At 44.7% G+C, this 18,333-nt stretch carries 16 protein-coding genes and 1 pseudogene; 9 read left to right on the top strand and 8 right to left on the bottom strand.

The genetic code is table 11. The features are described 5' to 3' along the window. The 5 genes from DSCA_RS05850 to DSCA_RS32900 all read right to left on the bottom strand — a co-directional run bounded on the left by DSCA_RS05850 (window position 1) and on the right by DSCA_RS32900 (window position 6,397). Entirely contained in the window at window positions 1-1,008 is a 1,008-nt protein-coding gene (locus DSCA_RS05850) for an NAD-dependent epimerase/dehydratase family protein (protein WP_155315537.1), read from the bottom strand. Next, window positions 1,001-2,392 (bottom strand): GMC oxidoreductase, encoded by a 1,392-nt coding sequence (locus DSCA_RS05855; protein ID WP_155315538.1) that lies wholly within the window; start codon window positions 2,390-2,392, stop codon window positions 1,001-1,003. Before DSCA_RS05855 ends, DSCA_RS05850 begins: the two co-directional genes overlap by 8 nt. A gap of 1,001 nt (window positions 2,393-3,393) precedes the next feature. Next, the gene (locus DSCA_RS05860) at window positions 3,394-5,280 is read right to left on the bottom strand and encodes a hypothetical protein (RefSeq protein ID WP_155315539.1); all 1,887 of its coding nucleotides are present in this window, start codon (window positions 5,278-5,280) and stop codon (window positions 3,394-3,396) included. 282 nt (window positions 5,281-5,562) lie between these two features. Then, window positions 5,563-5,961 carry an ATP-binding protein gene (locus DSCA_RS32895; RefSeq protein ID WP_407924240.1) on the bottom strand — a complete coding sequence of 133 codons (399 nt, stop codon included), beginning with the start codon at window positions 5,959-5,961 and terminating at the stop codon, window positions 5,563-5,565. Continuing rightward, the gene (locus DSCA_RS32900; RefSeq protein WP_269434648.1) at window positions 5,900-6,397 is read right to left on the bottom strand and encodes an ATP-binding protein; all 498 of its coding nucleotides are present in this window, start codon (window positions 6,395-6,397) and stop codon (window positions 5,900-5,902) included. Before DSCA_RS32900 ends, DSCA_RS32895 begins: the two co-directional genes overlap by 62 nt. A 189-nt stretch (window positions 6,398-6,586) precedes the next feature. On the opposite strand from DSCA_RS32900, the gene DSCA_RS05870 reads away from it, so the two are divergent. The 5 genes from DSCA_RS05870 to istB all read left to right on the top strand — a co-directional run bounded on the left by DSCA_RS05870 (window position 6,587) and on the right by istB (window position 10,423). After that, on the top strand, window positions 6,587-7,054 hold the full coding sequence (locus DSCA_RS05870) for a hypothetical protein (RefSeq protein ID WP_155315540.1): 468 nt from the start codon (window positions 6,587-6,589) through the stop codon (window positions 7,052-7,054). Window positions 7,055-7,077: 23 nt separating this feature from the next. After that, window positions 7,078-7,572 (top strand): transposase, encoded by a 495-nt coding sequence (locus DSCA_RS05875; protein WP_155315541.1) that lies wholly within the window; start codon window positions 7,078-7,080, stop codon window positions 7,570-7,572. After that, window positions 7,569-8,018 carry a hypothetical protein gene (locus DSCA_RS05880; RefSeq protein WP_155315542.1) on the top strand — a complete coding sequence of 150 codons (450 nt, stop codon included), beginning with the start codon at window positions 7,569-7,571 and terminating at the stop codon, window positions 8,016-8,018. Before DSCA_RS05875 ends, DSCA_RS05880 begins: the two co-directional genes overlap by 4 nt. Before the next feature lie 90 nt (window positions 8,019-8,108). Further along, window positions 8,109-9,668, top strand: a complete 1,560-nt coding sequence (gene istA / locus DSCA_RS05885) for an IS21 family transposase (protein WP_155315543.1) — start codon at window positions 8,109-8,111, stop codon at window positions 9,666-9,668. Further along, complete coding sequence (istB, locus tag DSCA_RS05890; RefSeq protein ID WP_155315544.1) at window positions 9,665-10,423, top strand: IS21-like element helper ATPase IstB; 759 nt, start codon at window positions 9,665-9,667, stop codon at window positions 10,421-10,423. Before istA ends, istB begins: the two co-directional genes overlap by 4 nt. 383 nt (window positions 10,424-10,806) lie before the next feature. Here the strand turns inward: istB and DSCA_RS05895 are convergent, their stop codons facing one another. After that, window positions 10,807-11,835, bottom strand: a complete 1,029-nt coding sequence (locus DSCA_RS05895; protein ID WP_155315545.1) for a BUD32 family EKC/KEOPS complex subunit — start codon at window positions 11,833-11,835, stop codon at window positions 10,807-10,809. A 273-nt stretch (window positions 11,836-12,108) separates the two neighbouring features. Here DSCA_RS05895 and DSCA_RS33135 point away from each other — a divergent pair, with 273 nt between their 5' ends. The 4 genes and pseudogenes from DSCA_RS33135 to DSCA_RS05915 form a co-directional block, all read left to right on the top strand. Next, on the top strand, window positions 12,109-12,291 hold the full coding sequence (locus DSCA_RS33135) for an ATP-binding protein (RefSeq protein WP_269434707.1): 183 nt from the start codon (window positions 12,109-12,111) through the stop codon (window positions 12,289-12,291). Between the two features lie 112 nt (window positions 12,292-12,403). Beyond that, the gene (locus tag DSCA_RS05905) at window positions 12,404-12,832 is read left to right on the top strand and encodes a hypothetical protein (protein ID WP_155315546.1); all 429 of its coding nucleotides are present in this window, start codon (window positions 12,404-12,406) and stop codon (window positions 12,830-12,832) included. A gap of 109 nt (window positions 12,833-12,941) precedes the next feature. Continuing rightward, window positions 12,942-14,077 (top strand): IS3 family transposase gene (locus DSCA_RS05910; protein WP_407924241.1). Its coding sequence is split into 2 segments (ribosomal slippage): window positions 12,942-13,215 and window positions 13,215-14,077, totalling 1,137 coding nucleotides; the frame shifts between segments, so codons are not numbered across the junction. A gap of 73 nt (window positions 14,078-14,150) precedes the next feature. Next, a pseudogene (locus DSCA_RS05915) lies at window positions 14,151-14,927 on the top strand (IS3 family transposase); the annotation flags it as partial. Between the two features lie 259 nt (window positions 14,928-15,186). On the opposite strand, the gene DSCA_RS05920 reads toward DSCA_RS05915, so the two are convergent. Together DSCA_RS05920 and DSCA_RS05925 are read right to left on the bottom strand one after the other, a co-directional pair. Then, complete coding sequence (locus DSCA_RS05920) at window positions 15,187-17,004, bottom strand: HAD family hydrolase (protein WP_155315549.1); 1,818 nt, start codon at window positions 17,002-17,004, stop codon at window positions 15,187-15,189. Window positions 17,005-17,031: 27 nt separating this feature from the next. Next, window positions 17,032-18,162, bottom strand: coding sequence for a glycosyltransferase (locus DSCA_RS05925; RefSeq protein ID WP_155315550.1), 1,131 nt, complete (start codon window positions 18,160-18,162; stop codon window positions 17,032-17,034). Window positions 18,163-18,333 lie beyond the last annotated feature (171 nt).

The following is an 18,333-nucleotide window of genomic DNA, read 5'->3' on the forward strand; positions in this document are numbered from 1 at the left end:
TTAATTATGGTTATAGTGGTTTATGATATTCTGCAAAGCATCATCTAAGGAAACTGGATATTTCCATTCTAATTCCCTGCTGATCTTTCTGCCGTCATAAATAACTTTTTTTTGTGAGGATTCAAGGCGATACCGGGTTAGGAAAGGTTTAATTCGAAAAGCTTTAAAAAGTATCTCCTGAAGATAAACAAGTAAATATAAGATCGGATAAGGCAAATATAAGAATATGGCTCGCGGATAAATTTTTTCCAACAGTACTTCAATGTATTCTTTTTTAGTCAAACGATGTGGGTCGATTAAATTATAAATTTGATTGTTGGCTTCCTTTTTTTGAAGTGCCACGCAAATCGCATCCGCCACATTATCGACATAAACAAGAGGGAGTACGAATTTCCCATCACCAATCGTAATAAAAACTTTTCGTCCTACTGAAAACCCCATCATTGGCGAATATATCTCACCGTCAGGCCCAAAGATTGTTCCGGGTCGCAGGCAAACAATCGGGAAGGCGTCCTCTTTGATTGCATGCCGAATAGCTTTTTCAGCTTGAAATTTGGCGTACGAATATGCCCCACGCTCAAAAGGCATCTCTTCAAGTGGTGAATCTTCGGTGATTACATCACCCTTTTTTCGATTAAACACATCGTAGACATTGCAGGAACTTATGTATACAAGCTTCTCTATCGTGTTTTTCTTGCACAACTTCAAAACGCTTAAGGTGCCTTGTACGGTAATACGTTGGCCACCATCAACGCTACCATCCGTGTCGGCAGCGGCATGAACCACGAAGTCGACACCCTTAAAAGCAGCTTTTAGAGAGCTAACATCCTTTACATCACCAACGCAAAGTTCTGCCCCCAATTTTTTTATTTTATCTGCTCTGGATGTTGGCCGAACAAAAGCACGGACCTTAAAACGTTCATTAATTAACCTTTCGACCACTCTCGATCCAAGAAATCCCGTGCTTCCAGTGACCAAAACTGATTTGTATTTATTATCTTCACTCATAGGCAATTCTCTGCGCTAGCCTCATCGCTAAAGAGCCGATGGTCAAGCCGGTATTCGCATAGGAGTGCTCCTGGATCACCGATCCGTCGCAGACAGAAACATTGTCACACCCGTGCAATTTAAGATTTTTATCCACGAGACCTTCAGGTGGGTCTCCCATCGAAATAGTCCCTGAGTGGTGCGCAGCGGACCAAAGCCAATCTTCTGTAATTGGCATTTGAATAACGATCTCTTCCGCAATAGGCTTGAGCATTGATCTCAATTTATGTATTAAGCCATTGTAGATGTTAAGCTCCTCTTCACTTACATCCCAATCGACCTTGATGGTCCTGCCTTCATAGGAAACGCGGTTAAGGCTTCGCTTCTGCTCAAAAAGTAAAAGCAGGTTAAAAACTCCGCTACGAACCTGGGCTCCCAATAAGTGCGAATAAATTTCCGCCAAAATATCAGGGTGAAAAAGGTTCGGAGAAAAAGCGGCACGTATCCGCTCCGTGCCGCTGCTCGCTCCAAGCAATGATTTATACTTATAAATGGAGAGGCGGTTTTGCATGGTAAGCGCGGGTCTGAAAAAAGCGCAGCCAGTATAACGCCCGCAATTGCTCTTCAAACGTACCGCCGTTCGGCATAGGTAATCGCTCTCGTTCCAGCAAGCCAGTTTCTGAACGCTCGCCTTGAATTCGGGTTTGACTTTAACTTTACCAACAAATCCCATGGGATGGTCTATCAAACCCATCCCTGATTGGTCATAAGAGTACCCTGAGGCTGAAAGGATTTGGGCAACCAACCTGGGTGTGCCCAAGGTACCGGCACAGATAATCACTCTATCAGGGGAAACTGATTGGGCACCGTACTGATTTTCGAAACGGATATTTGCTACATGGCTATTTTCAATATTGAAATCAATACTACCAACGTTATAAAAAGCCTTCACCCGGTCATTGACCCTGAGTCCTGTATGCTGTTTGGGATACAGCAAACAGTCAACTCCATCTGAAAATTCTCCACTGCTTTCTGCGACCCTGGTCATTTCAACCAGCGAAGATTCGTAGACAGTTGAATATCTCTGACGTGGGAAAAAGAGTCTATTTGCGGCACGATCCAAATAAGGCATGGTTTCATTCAAAACTTGCCTGAAGGCAGTGGATTGAACATCCTTCTGGTCAATGGGAATAAGCCCGTTATCCCAAAGGTTGGTGGTCCCCCCCTGGCCAAGACAAAACGTCTTCACCGCCCCGAATTGTTTACCAATATATTCCACACCCGGGTAGGATATACCAGTTTTCTGTCCCAACTCAAGAAGCGTTACCTCACAGAAACCGGACAGCACATTGCAGATCAGGCTGCCCGCCAACCCACTGCCGATGACGACCACTTTTTTTTTCATCTATTCCACCATCAATATGCGCCAACCCAATTTAGAACAGAAAAACTTTCCTTTTTTAAACACTGCGACCATAGCAATTTGCACAATCTTGCACATCTCCAGTCTTATACCTTGCACCAATAACTCAACTCAAGCCAAAAAAATCTTCCACCCTGTGAATTTCCCCTGTAACAGTGGGCACCAAGGTAAGCCGCAAGTGGATAAATTTCGTATTCTTGCGGCGTTGTATAATCAAGCGCGGAATAACGCCTTTTTCGGTTGCAGTAGATTTCAATATATAGAAACAGATTGCTGATCGCTTCTGATCGGTTGAGCTACCGATGGTGATGCCATATAAATTGGGTTTTCAGAGGTGTCCACGGAATTGAGGGAAATGCATTTCATTTTTTACCCCTTTTGCCTGCAAGAGTGCAAAAAAGGTAACCCAGACCCGCCTGCTGTGGCAAGCGGAGTAGGCAAGCAACAAATTCTAAATCTTATTTTCAGGGAGGATTTTCTTGGTAAGATTGTCCCTGGCAAAAGTGCCGAAAGGCCATGCATCTGAAAGGTCCGTTGGTATTCTTAGAATTGACTACGGGATACCTTGTGCATCCGGCAGGCATATGACGTTGCCCAGCTTTTCAGTCAACTGTAGCAGGGTAAGGTGCTTTTGTGCTAACTTTGTTGATGCGGTCATCGTTTCCTCCTTTTGAATTAGATGTTTTGGGGAAAACAAATAATACCCGAGAGGACGACCGTGCGCCATCCCCAGCCTCTATGGGCTGGGGATGACGCTTCTCTCAAACTGTCCGGGAAGATCTTAACTTTTTCAAGATATAAACAGCGAGGGGAAAAACGTAAACTACAAGATTAGGGCACCGCCCCTAAAACCTTAGTTAATGGGATAATATGCCCAAATCGCTATTTTCGATTAAATCGTATGTAAATTTAAAGATCAATAAATACAAAAAATCCGAGCCCTGGAAGCATCGGATTTTTTGTAATGATATAGTGATATAATTCTAATTCACGAGGGTTACTCCAGATGGAGGATCTATTGTATTCCCGGTATCCTGTACAGACCAAATTGATAATTCATCCAGCCACATGGTTTGATTAACTGGAGAACCATCTCCTATCCAAGGAGCAAGTGCCAACTTGTCCCAAGTTGCACCCTCATAAGCACCTGCAGCGTAAAGCACAGTATTGCTATCAATCGCTAAACTGTCATTGACCCACAGCTTCATAATACCATCAAAGTTTGCCACACCTGATGAAAAAGTATTCATTTTTACATAGGCGGTAATCTTTGTCCATACGTTTGCTGGAATTGCTACTGTCTTGGGGTTCCATGTGCTCGCTGAGTACCAACCGCCGGAATCATAGCACGTCCCAGAGGTCGCCCCTGTAAGAGCATAGGGAGTGTCACAGTGATTTGCACTTCGACTCTCTGTCACCTCGGTCAGGTCGTTCGTCCCTGATACTGCCCTGACTAGATCCTGATGATGTATGACCGGATAATTTTTGCCGTTACTTACAATAGATTCAAAATATAGATTACTATTAGACCCTGCAAAGCCTTGATAAGCTGTATCTTCGCTTGAAAGAACATGTATTAAGTGAGGGTGCCACGCAAGTCCCGATCCCTGCCAGCCGGTATCATGCTTGACATAATATTCAATCAAAAACTCATCAACAGACTCATCAAGTACTCTACGGATCGTACTAAATCCTGTTGGCCTTGTGCTGCCTGTTGTCCATGTCCACCGTAGTGCGTTCCCCTGATACCCCCCTAGAGCTGTTCCAGTTGAATCGGTACCGTCATACCATCCTCGGCTCGACCAACTATTATTCTCAAACGATTCTGACATAATTTGAGTCTGCTTCATCAGCCCTGTAACTGGATCAACAGGATCATAAGAATTACAAGGCAAACAGCTACCACCACAATCAATTCCAGTCTCATCCCCATTTTGTACACCGTCTGAGCAAGTAGGGGCAGGGTCGGTGGTAATTGGTGTAGAGCCTAATGGTCCAATTCTCCCTGTTGAACTTATGGCAATATCATCAAAATCAACAGGTTGGCAACCGCTACTTGCAGCGACATCTTCTTGATTTGAACCAATCAGAATATGTCTGATCCCTAAGTTTCCCTGAGTAAATCCCCCCCAGTCAACATTATGTTCGTCAATAATTTTTCTATCATCAATCCACATTTCCATAATGCCGTTAGAGCCGTTTGTATCAATTTTTATATGGGCTTCGAAATAATGCCACTGCCCATCACCACCTTCATAAATACTTCGTCCCATAGTAGTAGCCCATCCTCCGCTACCAGTAGGCGAATTAGTAGTCAACATCCCCTGTTTTGCTGCTTTGAACCCATCCCCACCAGCCCATTCTAGGATGATTTCTGAGTCCACTGAGGTAGGATGTAGATAAATATAGATCAACTTGTCATAGTTCAATCGATCCCAAGACAAACCTTCCGGAACTCTCATGTACCAGCGGAACCAAATTTCATTGGGTTGCTCAGACAAAGTTAGATTAAGGCCTCCGCTGTTACTATTTGTTCCCGGCCCGTACCAGTGTCTTTGCCCCCTCCCACCGCCACCACTAGGATTATTTGCAGCAGAGGTTATCTGCTCATGGTTTCCACAGGAATCAGTCCACCCTCCCGCCTCTTGAAGCCCGTCACAATTAAGATCATCAGAACCCTGTATAAACTCTGGGCAGTCATAGGTAGTAGACCACGGCAGGTTAACGCCAGCAAAAACGCTAATAGGAAAAAACAAATACAGCATCGTAATTATCTGTAAGAACATAATACATTGAGAAATTTTTTTTAAATTCACCATATCAGAAATTGTCCTTTCAAAAGCATTGGTTAATATCTTGGATATGGTCAAGCACATATTGTGCCGCATATCATAAATATGAAAAATTTGTTTGAATGATTCACTTTGAATGTCTCACAACAATTTGATAATAATAGAAATTATGCCCATAAGAATTCAATGTTTTGTTAAATTTTGTACTATTGAAATATGTGTGATTAAAAATTGTAGCCTGCAAAAAAGCACGAAATAAGACTCTTTGAGACCGAAGGTGGACCCATCGGCTGGTCACCCTGTCAATGGGAATGAAAAGTGTACCAGAAATGGGAAAATAAAATTGTACCACCCTGGGGTTCATTGAAGCTCCTTTTTCCCATCCTCGGCTACCGGCCCGGACGATCCGGCGGTGGCGAAAGCGCTCTTTGAAAATGTGTGGCCCCGGAGTCGGTAGCTGTGGCCCTTGATATTGATCACCCGGCAATGGTGAAGTAGCCGGTCGAGAATGGCGGTGGCGATGACCTGCTCGCCGAACAGTTCCTGCCAATCCCCGAAACTCTTGTTAGAGGTGATCAGGGTCGATGACTTTTCGTAGCGGTAGGAGACGAACTGGAAAAACAGGTACGCCTCCTTCGTGTCGATGGGCAGATAGCCGACCTCATCGACCACAACCAACGGTGATGTCAGATACGCCTTACGCCGGGATTGGGGTTCCTTGAGCTTTTTCATCAACGTATCCATGGTGGTAAAGTACACCTTGAAACCGTGATGGCAGGCCTTGGTGGCCAGCGATATGGCCAGATGGGTTTTGCCTACACCCCGGCGGTCCCAGGAAGATCACATTTTCCTGCTTGCCGATGAAGTCCAGATCGAAAAGGGCCATCACTTCCTTTTTGTTCAGTTTGGGATGAAAGGTAAAATCATACTCCTCGATGGTCTTGGCTGAAGGCAACCCAGCAGTTTTCATGGCGGTCTGCACACGCCGTTTTTCCTTGGCGGCGACTTCTTCTTCCAGCAGTTGGTCCAGAAAGGAAAGATAGGAGCCTTTTTCGTCTTCGGCCTGGGCAACAACGGTATCGAGCATCTCGGCAGCCTGAGTGAGCTTCAATCGCTTGAGGTTGTCCTGGAGGCGGTCTGATTGCGTATTCCGCCGCATAGTGACCACCCATTCCGCTGGAAACTGTCCAGTCATTCCGCTGCATTGTGACCACCCATTCCGGAGGAAACTGTCCACCGATTCCGGAACATTGTGACCACCCATTCCGCTGATTGTGACCACCTTTTCAGCAAACGAAGCGACGCTGGATCAATTGACCCATTAACGATAATCCTCCCTATTTTAATCCGTGAGGGGGGTTTGATGGCAAAGGATCGATTATCCATGCGAAAGTTCAAAGAAGTGTTGAGGCTCAAGCACGATCACCAGTTGACCAACCATAAAATCGCCAAAAGTTGCGCCATGTCCCATGTCACCGTGGGCAAGTATCTTGATCTGGCTGGACAGGCTGGGATCACGTGGCCTCTGCCCGACGACATCGATGACAGCCAACTCGAACAGCGCCTTTATGCAAAGGTCTCGCGACCTCCTTCCGACAAACCGGTCATGCCGTCCATGCAGTACCTGTTTCAGGAACTGAAGAAGAAACATGTCACCATGCAACTGCTGTGGTACGAATACAAACAGGACAATCCGGACGGATACCAGTACAGCTATTTTTGCGAACTGTATCACCGCTGGAGCAAGGGGCTTGATATCAGCCTGCGCCAGGAGCATCGGGCCGGCGAGAAGGCGTTCATCGACTACCCCCTGTGTCAGGATAGTTGTCGCATGAACCAAAACCCATTATAAGAGGGGGTACAGGAGGTTCATGCATGCGATATTCACCAGAGCGAAAAGAGGCGGTCCTGAAAAAGATGATGCCGCCGCACAACCGGTCAATCGCCCAGTTGGCCATTGAAGAAGGCATCAGCGAAGCTACTTTATACAACTGGCGCAAAGAAGCCCGGATTAAAGGGATTTTGATGCCTGACGGGGATACCGGTCCCGAAGGGTGGAATGCCCGGGACAAGTTTGCCGCCGTCATGGAAAGTGCGTCCTTGAACGAACAGGACACCGCTCAATACTGCCGGCGCAAAGGCATCTATCCGCATCAACTGGAACAATGGCGAAACGCCTGTGAAGATGCCAACGACTGGGACCGTCAGGCCAATATCAAACTGAAGTCGGAACAAAAAACCAGCCGTAAACGCATCAAGGATCTCGAAAAAGAGCTCCGGCGCAAGGAGAAAGCCCTTGCCGAAACCGCCGCTTTATTGGTGCTGCAAAAAAAAGTACAGGCGATCTGGGGGGACCCCGAGGACGAATGATCAGCACCGCTGATCGCCGCAAAAACGTTGTGCTGATCAACACTGCACGTCATGATGGTACCCGCCTGGCCCCGGCTTGCCAGGTGGCCCTGGAGGCCGGGGACGGTCTCGAAACGGATGTAAGCTTGGCGCTGGAGTTTCTTCTTCAGCTTACGCACATGGATTTTGACGGTATCGTACTTGCCGGCATACCCCAGTTGCTTGATCCGATTGTAAATCCAGGTGGCGCGGTAATCGTCGTCTTCCAGGAAATCATCGATGACCTGGTAGTAAGGCGCCAGAATGCTCTCCCGGCGCTTACCTTTTTGGTACTGAGGTGTTTGCCCCTCATGGATGTACTTTTTAACCGTATTGCGGTGAACTGCGTATTCCGCCGCATAGTGACCACCCATTCCGCTGGAAACTGTCCACCGATTCCGGAACATAGTGACCACCCATTCCGCTGATTGTGACCACTTTTTCAGCAAGCCAAGCGACGCTGGATAAATTGACCCGTTAACGATAATCCTCCTCATTTTTATCCGTGAGGGGGATTGATGGCAAAGGATCGATTATCCATGCGAAAGTTCAAAGAGGTACTGCGGCTCAAATACGAGCACCAGTTGACTAACCGAAAGATTGCCAAGAGCTGTGCCATGTCCCATGTCACCGTGGGGAAATACCTTGCACTGGCCGAAAAGGCCGGGATCACCTGGCCGCTGCCAGACGGTATCGACGACGGGGAACTTGAACGGCGCCTATACCAAAAGGTCGATCGGGCTGTGGCCCAGAAACCGACCATGCCTCCGATGGAGGATTTATTCAAAGAACTCAAACGCAAGCACGTCACCTTGCAGCTTTTGTGGTACGAATACAAACAGACCCAACCGGATGGCTACCAGTACAGCTATTTTTGCGAGCTGTACCAAAAATGGCGCAAGGGCCTCGACATCAGTCTGCGCCAGGAGCATCTGGCCGGTGAAAAGCTATTCATCGATTATGCCGGACAGACGGTGCCCATCATCGATCCCGAAACGGGAGCGGTCGCGTTCGAGGCCCAGGTTTTTGTCGCCACGTTAGGCGCCAGCAACTACAGTTTTGCCGAGGCCACCGCATCCCAGAAACTGCCTGACTGGATCAAATCCCATCTTCGTGCCCTGGAGTTCTTCGGCGGTGTTCCCCAGATCCTGGTGCCCGACAATCTGAAAAGCGGGGTCACTCATCCGTGCCGCTACGAACCGGATGTCAACCCTACCTACATGGATCTGGCGCGCCATTATGGCACCACGGTCATTCCCGCCCGGCCCGGTAAGCCCAAAGACAAAGCCAAGGTTGAGTCATCCGTTTTGATCGTCGAACGCTGGATACTGGCAGCATTGAGGAACCACCAATTCTTCTCTTTGGCTGAACTCAATCAGGCCATTTCTGAGAAGTTGACGATCTTCAACCAGCGACCGCTGCAACGCATGAAGGCCTCCCGCCGCCATCTTTTTGAAACCATCGACAAACCGGTGTTGGCACCGCTACCCGCCCATCGATACGAGTTTGCCCAGTGGAAAAAAGCGACCGTAAACATCGATTACCATGTGGAGGTCGACCGACATTATTACAGTGTGCCACACCAGCTTCGGGGTCAGAAGCTCGACGTCAGCATGACCGCTACCACCATCGCGATCTTTCACAAAAATCGTCGGGTGGTCAGCCACCTGAGAAGCCATCGCAAATACGGCCATACTACGGTCACCGAACACATGCCCAAATCCCACCAGCGGCACCTTGCCTGGACGCCCTCCCGGATTATCAATTGGGCGGGGAAGACGGGGCCGAGTACGCAGCTCGTGGTTACCGAAATTATGCGGCGTAAAACGCATCCGGAGCAGGGCTTCAGATCCTGTCTGGGAGTGATGCGCCTGGGCAAACGCTACAGTCCCGACAGACTGGAAAAGGCTTGCGAACGAGCGGTGGCCATCGGTGCCTATACCCTCAGAAATGTCGAATCCATCCTTAAAAACGGGCTCGACAAGCAACCGCTGGCGCCACCGTCCAAAAGTCGCAGTGTCTCCCATCCCAATATCAGAGGCTCCCGTTATTACCACCAGAAGGAGAATCAACCATGATGACCCAGCAGACCATAGACAAACTTCACGATATGAAATTGACCGCCATGGCCGATGCTTTTGCCGAGCAGATGGGCAAACCGGATCTGGGAGAGCTGAGTTTTGAAGACCGTTTTGCCATGCTGGTGGATCGGCAATGGACCTTTAAAGAGGATCGCCGCATGACCCGGTTGCTGCGAATCGCCAAACTCAAAGACAGCGCCTGCATCGAAAATGTCGACTTCAAGACGCCCCGCGCCCTGGATAAATCCCTGGTGGTGAGACTGGCCGGCAGCGACTGGATCAAAAAGGCCCAGAATGCGATCATCCTCGGTCCCACCGGTGTCGGTAAAACCTATCTGGCCTGCGCCATCGCCAACAACGCCTGCCGCAATGGTTTTGCCGCCATGTACAAGCGGGCGCCGCGATTGTATCAGGAGGTGGCCATCGCCCGGGCCGATGGCTCCTACCCCAAGCTGATGAATCGATTGTCAAAGATCAAGGTCCTGATCATCGACGATTTTTGCATCGCTCCGATGACCGATCCGGAGCGCCGGGATCTGTTGGAGGTGTTGGAAGATCGGCAGTCGATCTCCTCCACCATCATCGCCACCCAGGTTCCCGTCGAAAACTGGATCGAGCATATCGGGGATCCCACCCTGGCCGATGCCATTTTGGACCGCCTGGTTCACAACGCCCACAGAATCAATCTGAAAGGAGAGTCCATGAGAAAAATCCGTTCGTCCTTGACGAAATCCGACAAGTCTGGGAGGTAGGAAAAACCAGCGTCGCTTCGCTCCGATGAAGTGGTCACTATCCAGCGGAACGGGTGGTCACAATGCAGCGGAACAGGTGGTCACTTTGGAGCGGAATGACTGGTCACTATCCTCCGGAATGAGTGGTCAGATTGAGCGGAATACGCAGTGAACGCCAAGTTTTCTGGCAATGGCCCGATCGGAATGCCCTTGCCGATGTAATGCAACAATGTCCATGTACACCTCCCATGCGATCATGGCGACTCCCTCCTTTAAGAGAGGAATCTACCATGGGTTGCCTTTCAAGGGTGGTACACTTTTCGTTCCCATTTTTGGTACATTATTGCATTTCCGGCGACACACCCATCAGTATTGACGGCTGGGCTCCTATCGGGACAACATCTTCATCCACCGCCGTGATTCGCGTCTCTTTCATAAATTCGGCTTTCTGGATTTTCGAAACTTGAAAAAAGGAAATCAATTTTTTTGACCTCTTCACTTATTTTATAATATAATTTCTTAGTTTTTGGAAAACAAATATCGCTTCTGTCAAAATCTATCAAAAACGGTTTATCTCCAAACGTTAATATATTACCAAACTTCAAATCATTTATTATAACTCCTTTTTCATGGATGTCGTTTAACAACAAGTAGAGATCTGGAATAAAATCATGTTTAATCACGTTGGCCATTAAGATCTTAAAAGAAGCATAATTAATTTCCTGATTAAAAGGATTTCCTGATTTTAATTTGTTGTAATTAACGTCTAACTGATATTGATCAGAGACTGAAATGCCATATCTAGTTAATTCAGAGCCTAAATTTTTCCCTGGGACGAAAGTTTGATAAGTTACTAAATTATATAGATTAAATTTTTTTAAATCAGGAGTGTCTTTAACATTCCTAAGGAAATATAGTACGAATAATTCAGAAAAAAACATCCTTGGTGAAGCATATTTTTTTTTAATTAAAACCTCACCTTTAAAAAGAACAATGCTAACCCTATTAGTAGATCTGCTTTTAAACTCGTTTTGCGTTACAATAAATTTTGAGAATAGAGGTATGTCTCCAATATAAGAGAAAATCTTATTGTCCTGATCATATTCTGCTATCAAAACTTCTTCATTGTTTTTATGGCTTAATAGTTCTTGTATTACCGCGTCGTTTAATCCCATACCATAAAACATATCTTCTGATCTAAAATGCGGTATTGATATTTTTCTGTTTATAAAATATATTCTTATTTTCAAGTAAATCATTAGGATGATAAATATGCTAATGAAATTAAATAAAAAAAATACTAATATTGCAGGAATTAAATGCATATTTATTGATATAGCTGCTATTGAAATTAAAATTACAAAAATTAATGCTAAAATAATCCTTTTGTAAGTCGTTCTTTGTAATATTTTGTTATAAAATATAATTAACATCACTACCTTTTCTTACTCAACTTTCGGGGTAAAAGACCAAGGGGGCAACAATGAGGACAACTCTATGAATTAACTTGAGAAAATACTTGAAGAGCCCAGCCTTTTGATTTATAGTGGATTCGCCAAAAAACACAATAATATCAAATGGAAAGGGCTCAAATGATTCATAGCAGCATTGATCCCCAACACAAGCCGACATCCGCGTTCTTGGTAAAATCGACGATTTTTTCAGCCGACAACATCATTGCCGAACGCTATGAACGTTAAAGCACGATCGTCACGTCCAACCTGGATGTGCCTGAATGGACCGACGCCTTCCCTAACCGGATCCTGGGGGCGGCCACAATCGACCGCCTGCGCCACGGCGCCTACAAGGTCGTACTGGAGGGAAAAAGCTACCGGTCACCGCGCCCATTAAAAACATCTATAATAAGGTCAAAAAACAGAAAAAAGTGAACCCCAAAAAGGAGGAGAAAAAGCCTGATTTAGAAACCGTTCCGGAATGTTATTCGGTCACTTTCCGGTGGCTCCATTACGGCGAAAATCGGTGGCCTCATTAAGGTGATCATTGCCAGTTGACCTGGCTAACGACGAAATCATTCGTATTTACGGCAAGCGTTGGGACATCGAAGTATTTTTCAAAATGGCCATACAACATCTGAAACTGGCCAAAGAGATCCAATGCCGGGACTTCGATGCATTGATCGCTCATACCAGCATTGTGTTCATGCGGTATATGTTCCCGGCATATCAATGCCGGATAGAAACAGATCACCGCACATTCGGCGATCTGTTTTATGCCTGCTGCGATGAAATGGCAGATATTTCCTTTGTCGAGGCTCTCTACCGTATATTGACACTTGCCGGTGAACGCTTGAAAGAATTCGCCAGTTATTGTGAGAAAACGGCATCAGCCATATTTGATGCCATCATTGGAACCGCCCTGCAGTATATCGGCTTGTCAAAGAGCAACGGGGTGACAACAGCGTTCGCTTAACCCCGAAAGTTGAGTTCTTAGTGATAAAATTGGGAGAATGTGGGCGCTGGTCCCAAAAAACTGGACAGTATGATAAGCTCTGAGTCAGCCAAAACAAAAGGAGCTGAACATGAGCACGAAGCGCAAAACCTACTCACCCCAGTTTAAGGCCAAGGTGGCCTTAGCGGCCCTGAAGAACGATGAGCCTATTGCTGAACTGGCTGCCCGTTTTAAGATCCATCCAACCATGATCAACAATTGGAAGCGGGCCCTGGCTGACAGTGCCGCTGACATTTTCGATAAAGGCCATAAGTCACAAAAGCAAAACGAGGCCCAAGTTGATAATTTGTACCGACAGATCGGCAAGCTGAAAGTTGAAAACGATTTTTTGGCAAAAAAGCTCAGTCTTTAAGCATCAAGCAGCGGAAGCAGATGGTGGACCCTAAGGATCCGAACCTGAGCATTGCCAGGCAGTGCCGGATCCTGAACATTCAGCGATCCACGTATTACTTTAGACCCAAGCCGATAAAGGCAGAGGATCTGGAGTTGATGCGGCTCATCGACGAACAATACCTGAAGACGCCCACCTGGGGCTCACGGTCGATGAGAAACCATTTGCGTAGGCTGGGCTATAAAATCAACCGAAAACGTGTTCAACGACTGATGCGCCTGATGGGCCTTGAGGCGATCTATCCTCGACCTAAAACCAGCCGGCCGCATCCGGAGCATAAGGTATACCCTTACCTGCTAAGGAACCTGGACATTACGCGGCCGAATCAGGTGTGGTGTACAGACATAACGTATATTCCCATGAAACGAGGTTTCATGTACTTGGTGGCCGTCATGGATTGGCACAGCCGCAAGGTGCTTTCCTGGAGGCTGTCCAATACCATGGAGACCGACTTTTGTCTTGAGGCGGTGGAGGAGGCTATCCGCCGCTACGGAACCCCGGAAATTTTCAACACCGATCAGGGCTCCCAGTTTACCAGTGATGATTTTACCGGCTTGCTAAAAGACCATGGCATTGCCATCAGTATGGACGGCAGAGGCCGTGCCCAAGACAACATTTTTATTGAAAGGCTATGGTGGACCCTGAAGTATAACTATGTCTATCTCCGCGCTTTTAACAATGGGTCCGACCTGCGGAAAGGCCTTCGCGGCTGGTTCTCATTTTACAACAAGGAGCGATTTCATCAGGCACTTGACAACCTGACCCCGGATGAGGTTTATTACGGCCTTCCTCATCCATTCGCGGAGGCTGCCTGAGGCCTCCCCTTAACGAATCGGCTCAGAGCTTATCCTATACGTCAGGTTGTCCAGCCTTTCGGGTCCATCGCCCATTCAGCGATCCACGTATTACTTTAGACCCAAGCCGATAAAGGCAGAGGATCTGGAGTTGATGCGGCTCATCGACGAACAATACCTGAAGACGCCCACCTGGGGCTCACGGTCGATGAGAAACCATTTGCGTAGGCTGGGCTATAAAATCAACCGAAAACGTGTTCAACGACTGATGCGCCTGATGGGCCTTGAGGCGATCTATCCTCGACCTAAAACCAGCCGGCCGCATCCGGAGCATAAGGTATACCCTTACCTGCTAAGGAACCTGGACATTACGCGGCCGAATCAGGTGTGGTGTACAGACATAACGTATATTCCCATGAAACGAGGTTTCATGTACTTGGTGGCCGTCATGGATTGGCACAGCCGCAAGGTGCTTTCCTGGAGGCTGTCCAATACCATGGAGACCGACTTTTGTCTTGAGGCGGTGGAGGAGGCTATCCGCCGCTACGGAACCCCGGAAATTTTCAACACCGATCAGGGCTCCCAGTTTACCAGTGATGATTTTACCGGCTTGCTAAAAGACCATGGCATTGCCATCAGTATGGACGGCAGAGGCCGTGCCCAAGACAACATTTTTATTGAAAGGCTATGGTGGACCCTGAAGTATAACTATGTCTATCTCCGCGCTTTTAACAATGGGTCCGACCTGCGGAAAGGCCTTCGCGGCTGGTTCTCATTTTACAACAAGGAGCGATTTCATCAGGCACTTGACAACCTGACCCCGGATGAGGTTTATTACGGCCTTCCTCATCCATTCGCGGAGGCTGCCTGAGGCCTCCCCTTAACGAATCGGCTCAGAGCTTATCCTATACGTCAGGTTGTCCAGCCTTTCGGGTCCATCGCCGTGACCCTTAATTTAACCTAACGTAAACGATTTCCACGAAAAAAGAGGTAAGCGTGCAGGGCTATCCCAGAGAGTCATGATATCGGCGGCGGCCCCCAAAAACTGGTCCATGTGCTAAGCTATAAGAGTAGCAGAAGAGAAAATGTGACTATGTATTGCTTGCCCTCATTTATTTCAGTACCAGCAATCAACCCTTGAGAGTGTGAGCAATTTTCTTAATCATATCGGCGAAACCCAGAGTAATTAATTTATGTGGTAAAACTTTAATCCCGTGTGAATGATTGACTTCTATAATTTCTTTTATTTCTTTTGCTATCTTATAGTATACAGATCTGACATAATGATTTATATTGTCTGTGTAGGATTCCTGTCCCACAATGAATTTATTCACATCAATCAAATGAGTATTACTATAATTTTGAACAAATTTTTGTAATGAAGAATTGAACTCCTTATGAACTTCTTCTCTTTTAGAATACGATTCACTTCTATTATTCTCATAAATTAGTTCAGAGCCATTTATAATAAGAAATAAGGTTTTTTCAGAAAGTAAAGACCGGATGAGTCGCAAATTATCGTAAAAATCTTCAGGGCTAATTCGACCGACAAACTCGTAATCTGTTGAGAATTTTTTCAAAAACTCTATATTAAAAGATACACCAGAGTTGAACACTTCGCCTTCAATGTATTTTGCCCAACACATTTCATCAGTCAAAGGCCATGCAGCCTCCCCAAACGCGACATACTGATTAAGGCTACCCATTTTCTTGTATACACCCAAATTTGCGTCGGTATGCAAACTATATACAAATACATCAAAATCGTTATTAAATAATTTCGTGTCGAAATAGTTCTCATCGACAAATATCAAATCATCTTTTATCTCGTCCTTAACTTCTTGAGAAAAGGTCAAACTTCCAATAATCCCGTAAGTATGATTGTGACCTTCAACTGACATTCCATTATTAGCGACATAGGTAAACTCTTCGACAATATTATTATCACCAAAAAAAGCCATTGTTTGGGATATATCGCAAGGTCCTTTAGCAATAATATTATATTTATCTCCGGAATTTTCTTTTAGCAGTGAAGATCTTGCATTAATCCAAGTAACAACGTTACGCTCTTTAAGGTTAATGGTTGTTTCACCTTGTCTGTCAAATTTGGGAAAACCAAGATATTCATATATATATTGCTCTACACCCATCCCCATAATCCTGCACGAAAATAAAAAATGCTCTAATTCATTGTTCTTTAATGCATAAAAACCAGTAATGCCATAATCACCAAATCTATCTTTTACATACATATACCTGCAATCATAGTCTTTATCTTTGAGAAGAATCTCTAACTCGTCGAGAGTCAATCTCTTTTTAGTATAATTTAGTTGATTAGTTCTATTAATTAGCTCTAGAAGTCGACCTTGAACAGCTGAGCAATCTTTATGTAAAGTTACTTTTATTTTGGATGCGTGCAAGAATTCGTTGTCATTATCAAACCGAGTCCTTTCTTTCGTTTTACTCTCTAAAACTTTGTATTGCCTGAGTCTTTTTAACTGCGGATCACTATCTTCAAAGCCCTTTATTTTATGAATTAGTTTAGGTATCTCTTTATCACTAGCAACCATCAGTTTTGGTAAATAGAATCGAGCTTCTTCAAGATTATGAGTATTATCATCAAGAAATAAAACATTTTCATCCCTGAGTTGCATGTCCTCAATAATTGCTTTAATCCTTTTAGCTTTTGAATCCCAATTAATTGATGGAAAAACGAAAGAATCCCAAACTCCATATTTGACTAATTCTTTTTTAGTTAGATCATAATCATTTTTGGAACATATAGAGTTTACAATACCACTTTTGTTGAGTTTAAATATTAATTCTCTATTTTCTTGAGGAAGAGTTGTGTTCTCCTCACTCAAAGTTCCTTTCCAAAATGTATCATCTAAATCCCAAATAATGAGCTTTATTTTCTCATAATTAATCAAATCGTCTTGTATTTGCATATCATTTTCTCCCGAAAGGCATATATATCAATCCCAAAACGCTCTTTTAATATTATTTATCCACGCTTGATGACTAAATTGATGCTCTAACAACCTTCTCGCATTTTTTTGAATTCTCATTTGATCATAGGAACCATTAATGACTCTATTAAGAATTTCAGAAAGTTCACCATCATCATCACTATTGAATAAAAAACCGGTTTCATTATCACTAATAATTTCAGACACACCTGTAACATCGCTCCCTATACATATTAATCCGGTAGATAGTGCTTCTAATAAACTCACAGGGAACCCTTCTGAGAAGGATGGAAGACAAAAAGCATCCATAGCACTTAGCATTGCAGGTACATCGTCTTGATATCCAGCAAAAATGACCTTATCAGTCAAATTTAATTGGGTAATGAGTTGCCTGACGGTTTTTTCAGAATTAACATTGTCATCATCAAAACCAGTACCTACAAATAGTAATCTTGCATGTGGTTGTATTTTATTAATTTTGGAAAATGCTTTAACCAAACATAGGTGATTTTTAACCATCCTGAAATTCGCAACAATTCCGATTACATAATTTTCTTTATTAATACCAAACAATGATCGAACTTCGTTTCTTTTTGAACAACTTTCAAAAACTTCTAAATCAACAGAGTTATATACTGTAACAAACTTTGTTGTTGATTTTTGGTACTTTTTGATAAATGATTTAGTAATTTTGTCCGACACACCAACAACCAAATGAACATGTCTCAGCATCTTCTCAAAGAGATATCTATGAAATGAATGATATATTCCATCTACCTCAGTTGTTGAGTGTTCAGTGTAGATAAGCCTTGTGTTACTCAAACAAGAAGGAAAAAACGAATAAAATAAAGATATATAGTGATGAGCATTAACAACTTTAATATTATTAGTAATTATTATTTTGTAGATCTTGTAAATAAGTAACACATCAAATCTATATTTTTTAGTAAGGCAAAACACCCTAACACCATGATTGGCAAATTTATCAATTAATGGGCCTGGGCAAAAGGATATTACGAAAACAGCATCTCCTCTTTTTTTAAAGTTTAGTGCCAGATCAAGAACAGTATTTTCAGATCCACCTGATTTGAGCTGTGGAAGAATAAAAAGAATGTTATTTTTTTTATTAACTTGCATCAGTATGAGTGATATTTTTTTATTATTAATCCGGTGGCAAATAGAGCTATGCTGAATATTTTATTTTAGAATTATTAAAATACTCCTTCACCCTCTCCCTGGCTTCTTCTGTAACATTCTCATATGCCCTCGAACCTTACTTTTGAGCTCTTTAAGGTTTCTGGATGGTGA

Origin of the sequence: Desulfosarcina alkanivorans (assembly GCF_009688945.1) — a bacterium.
GTDB lineage: Bacteria > Desulfobacterota > Desulfobacteria > Desulfobacterales > Desulfosarcinaceae > Desulfosarcina > Desulfosarcina alkanivorans.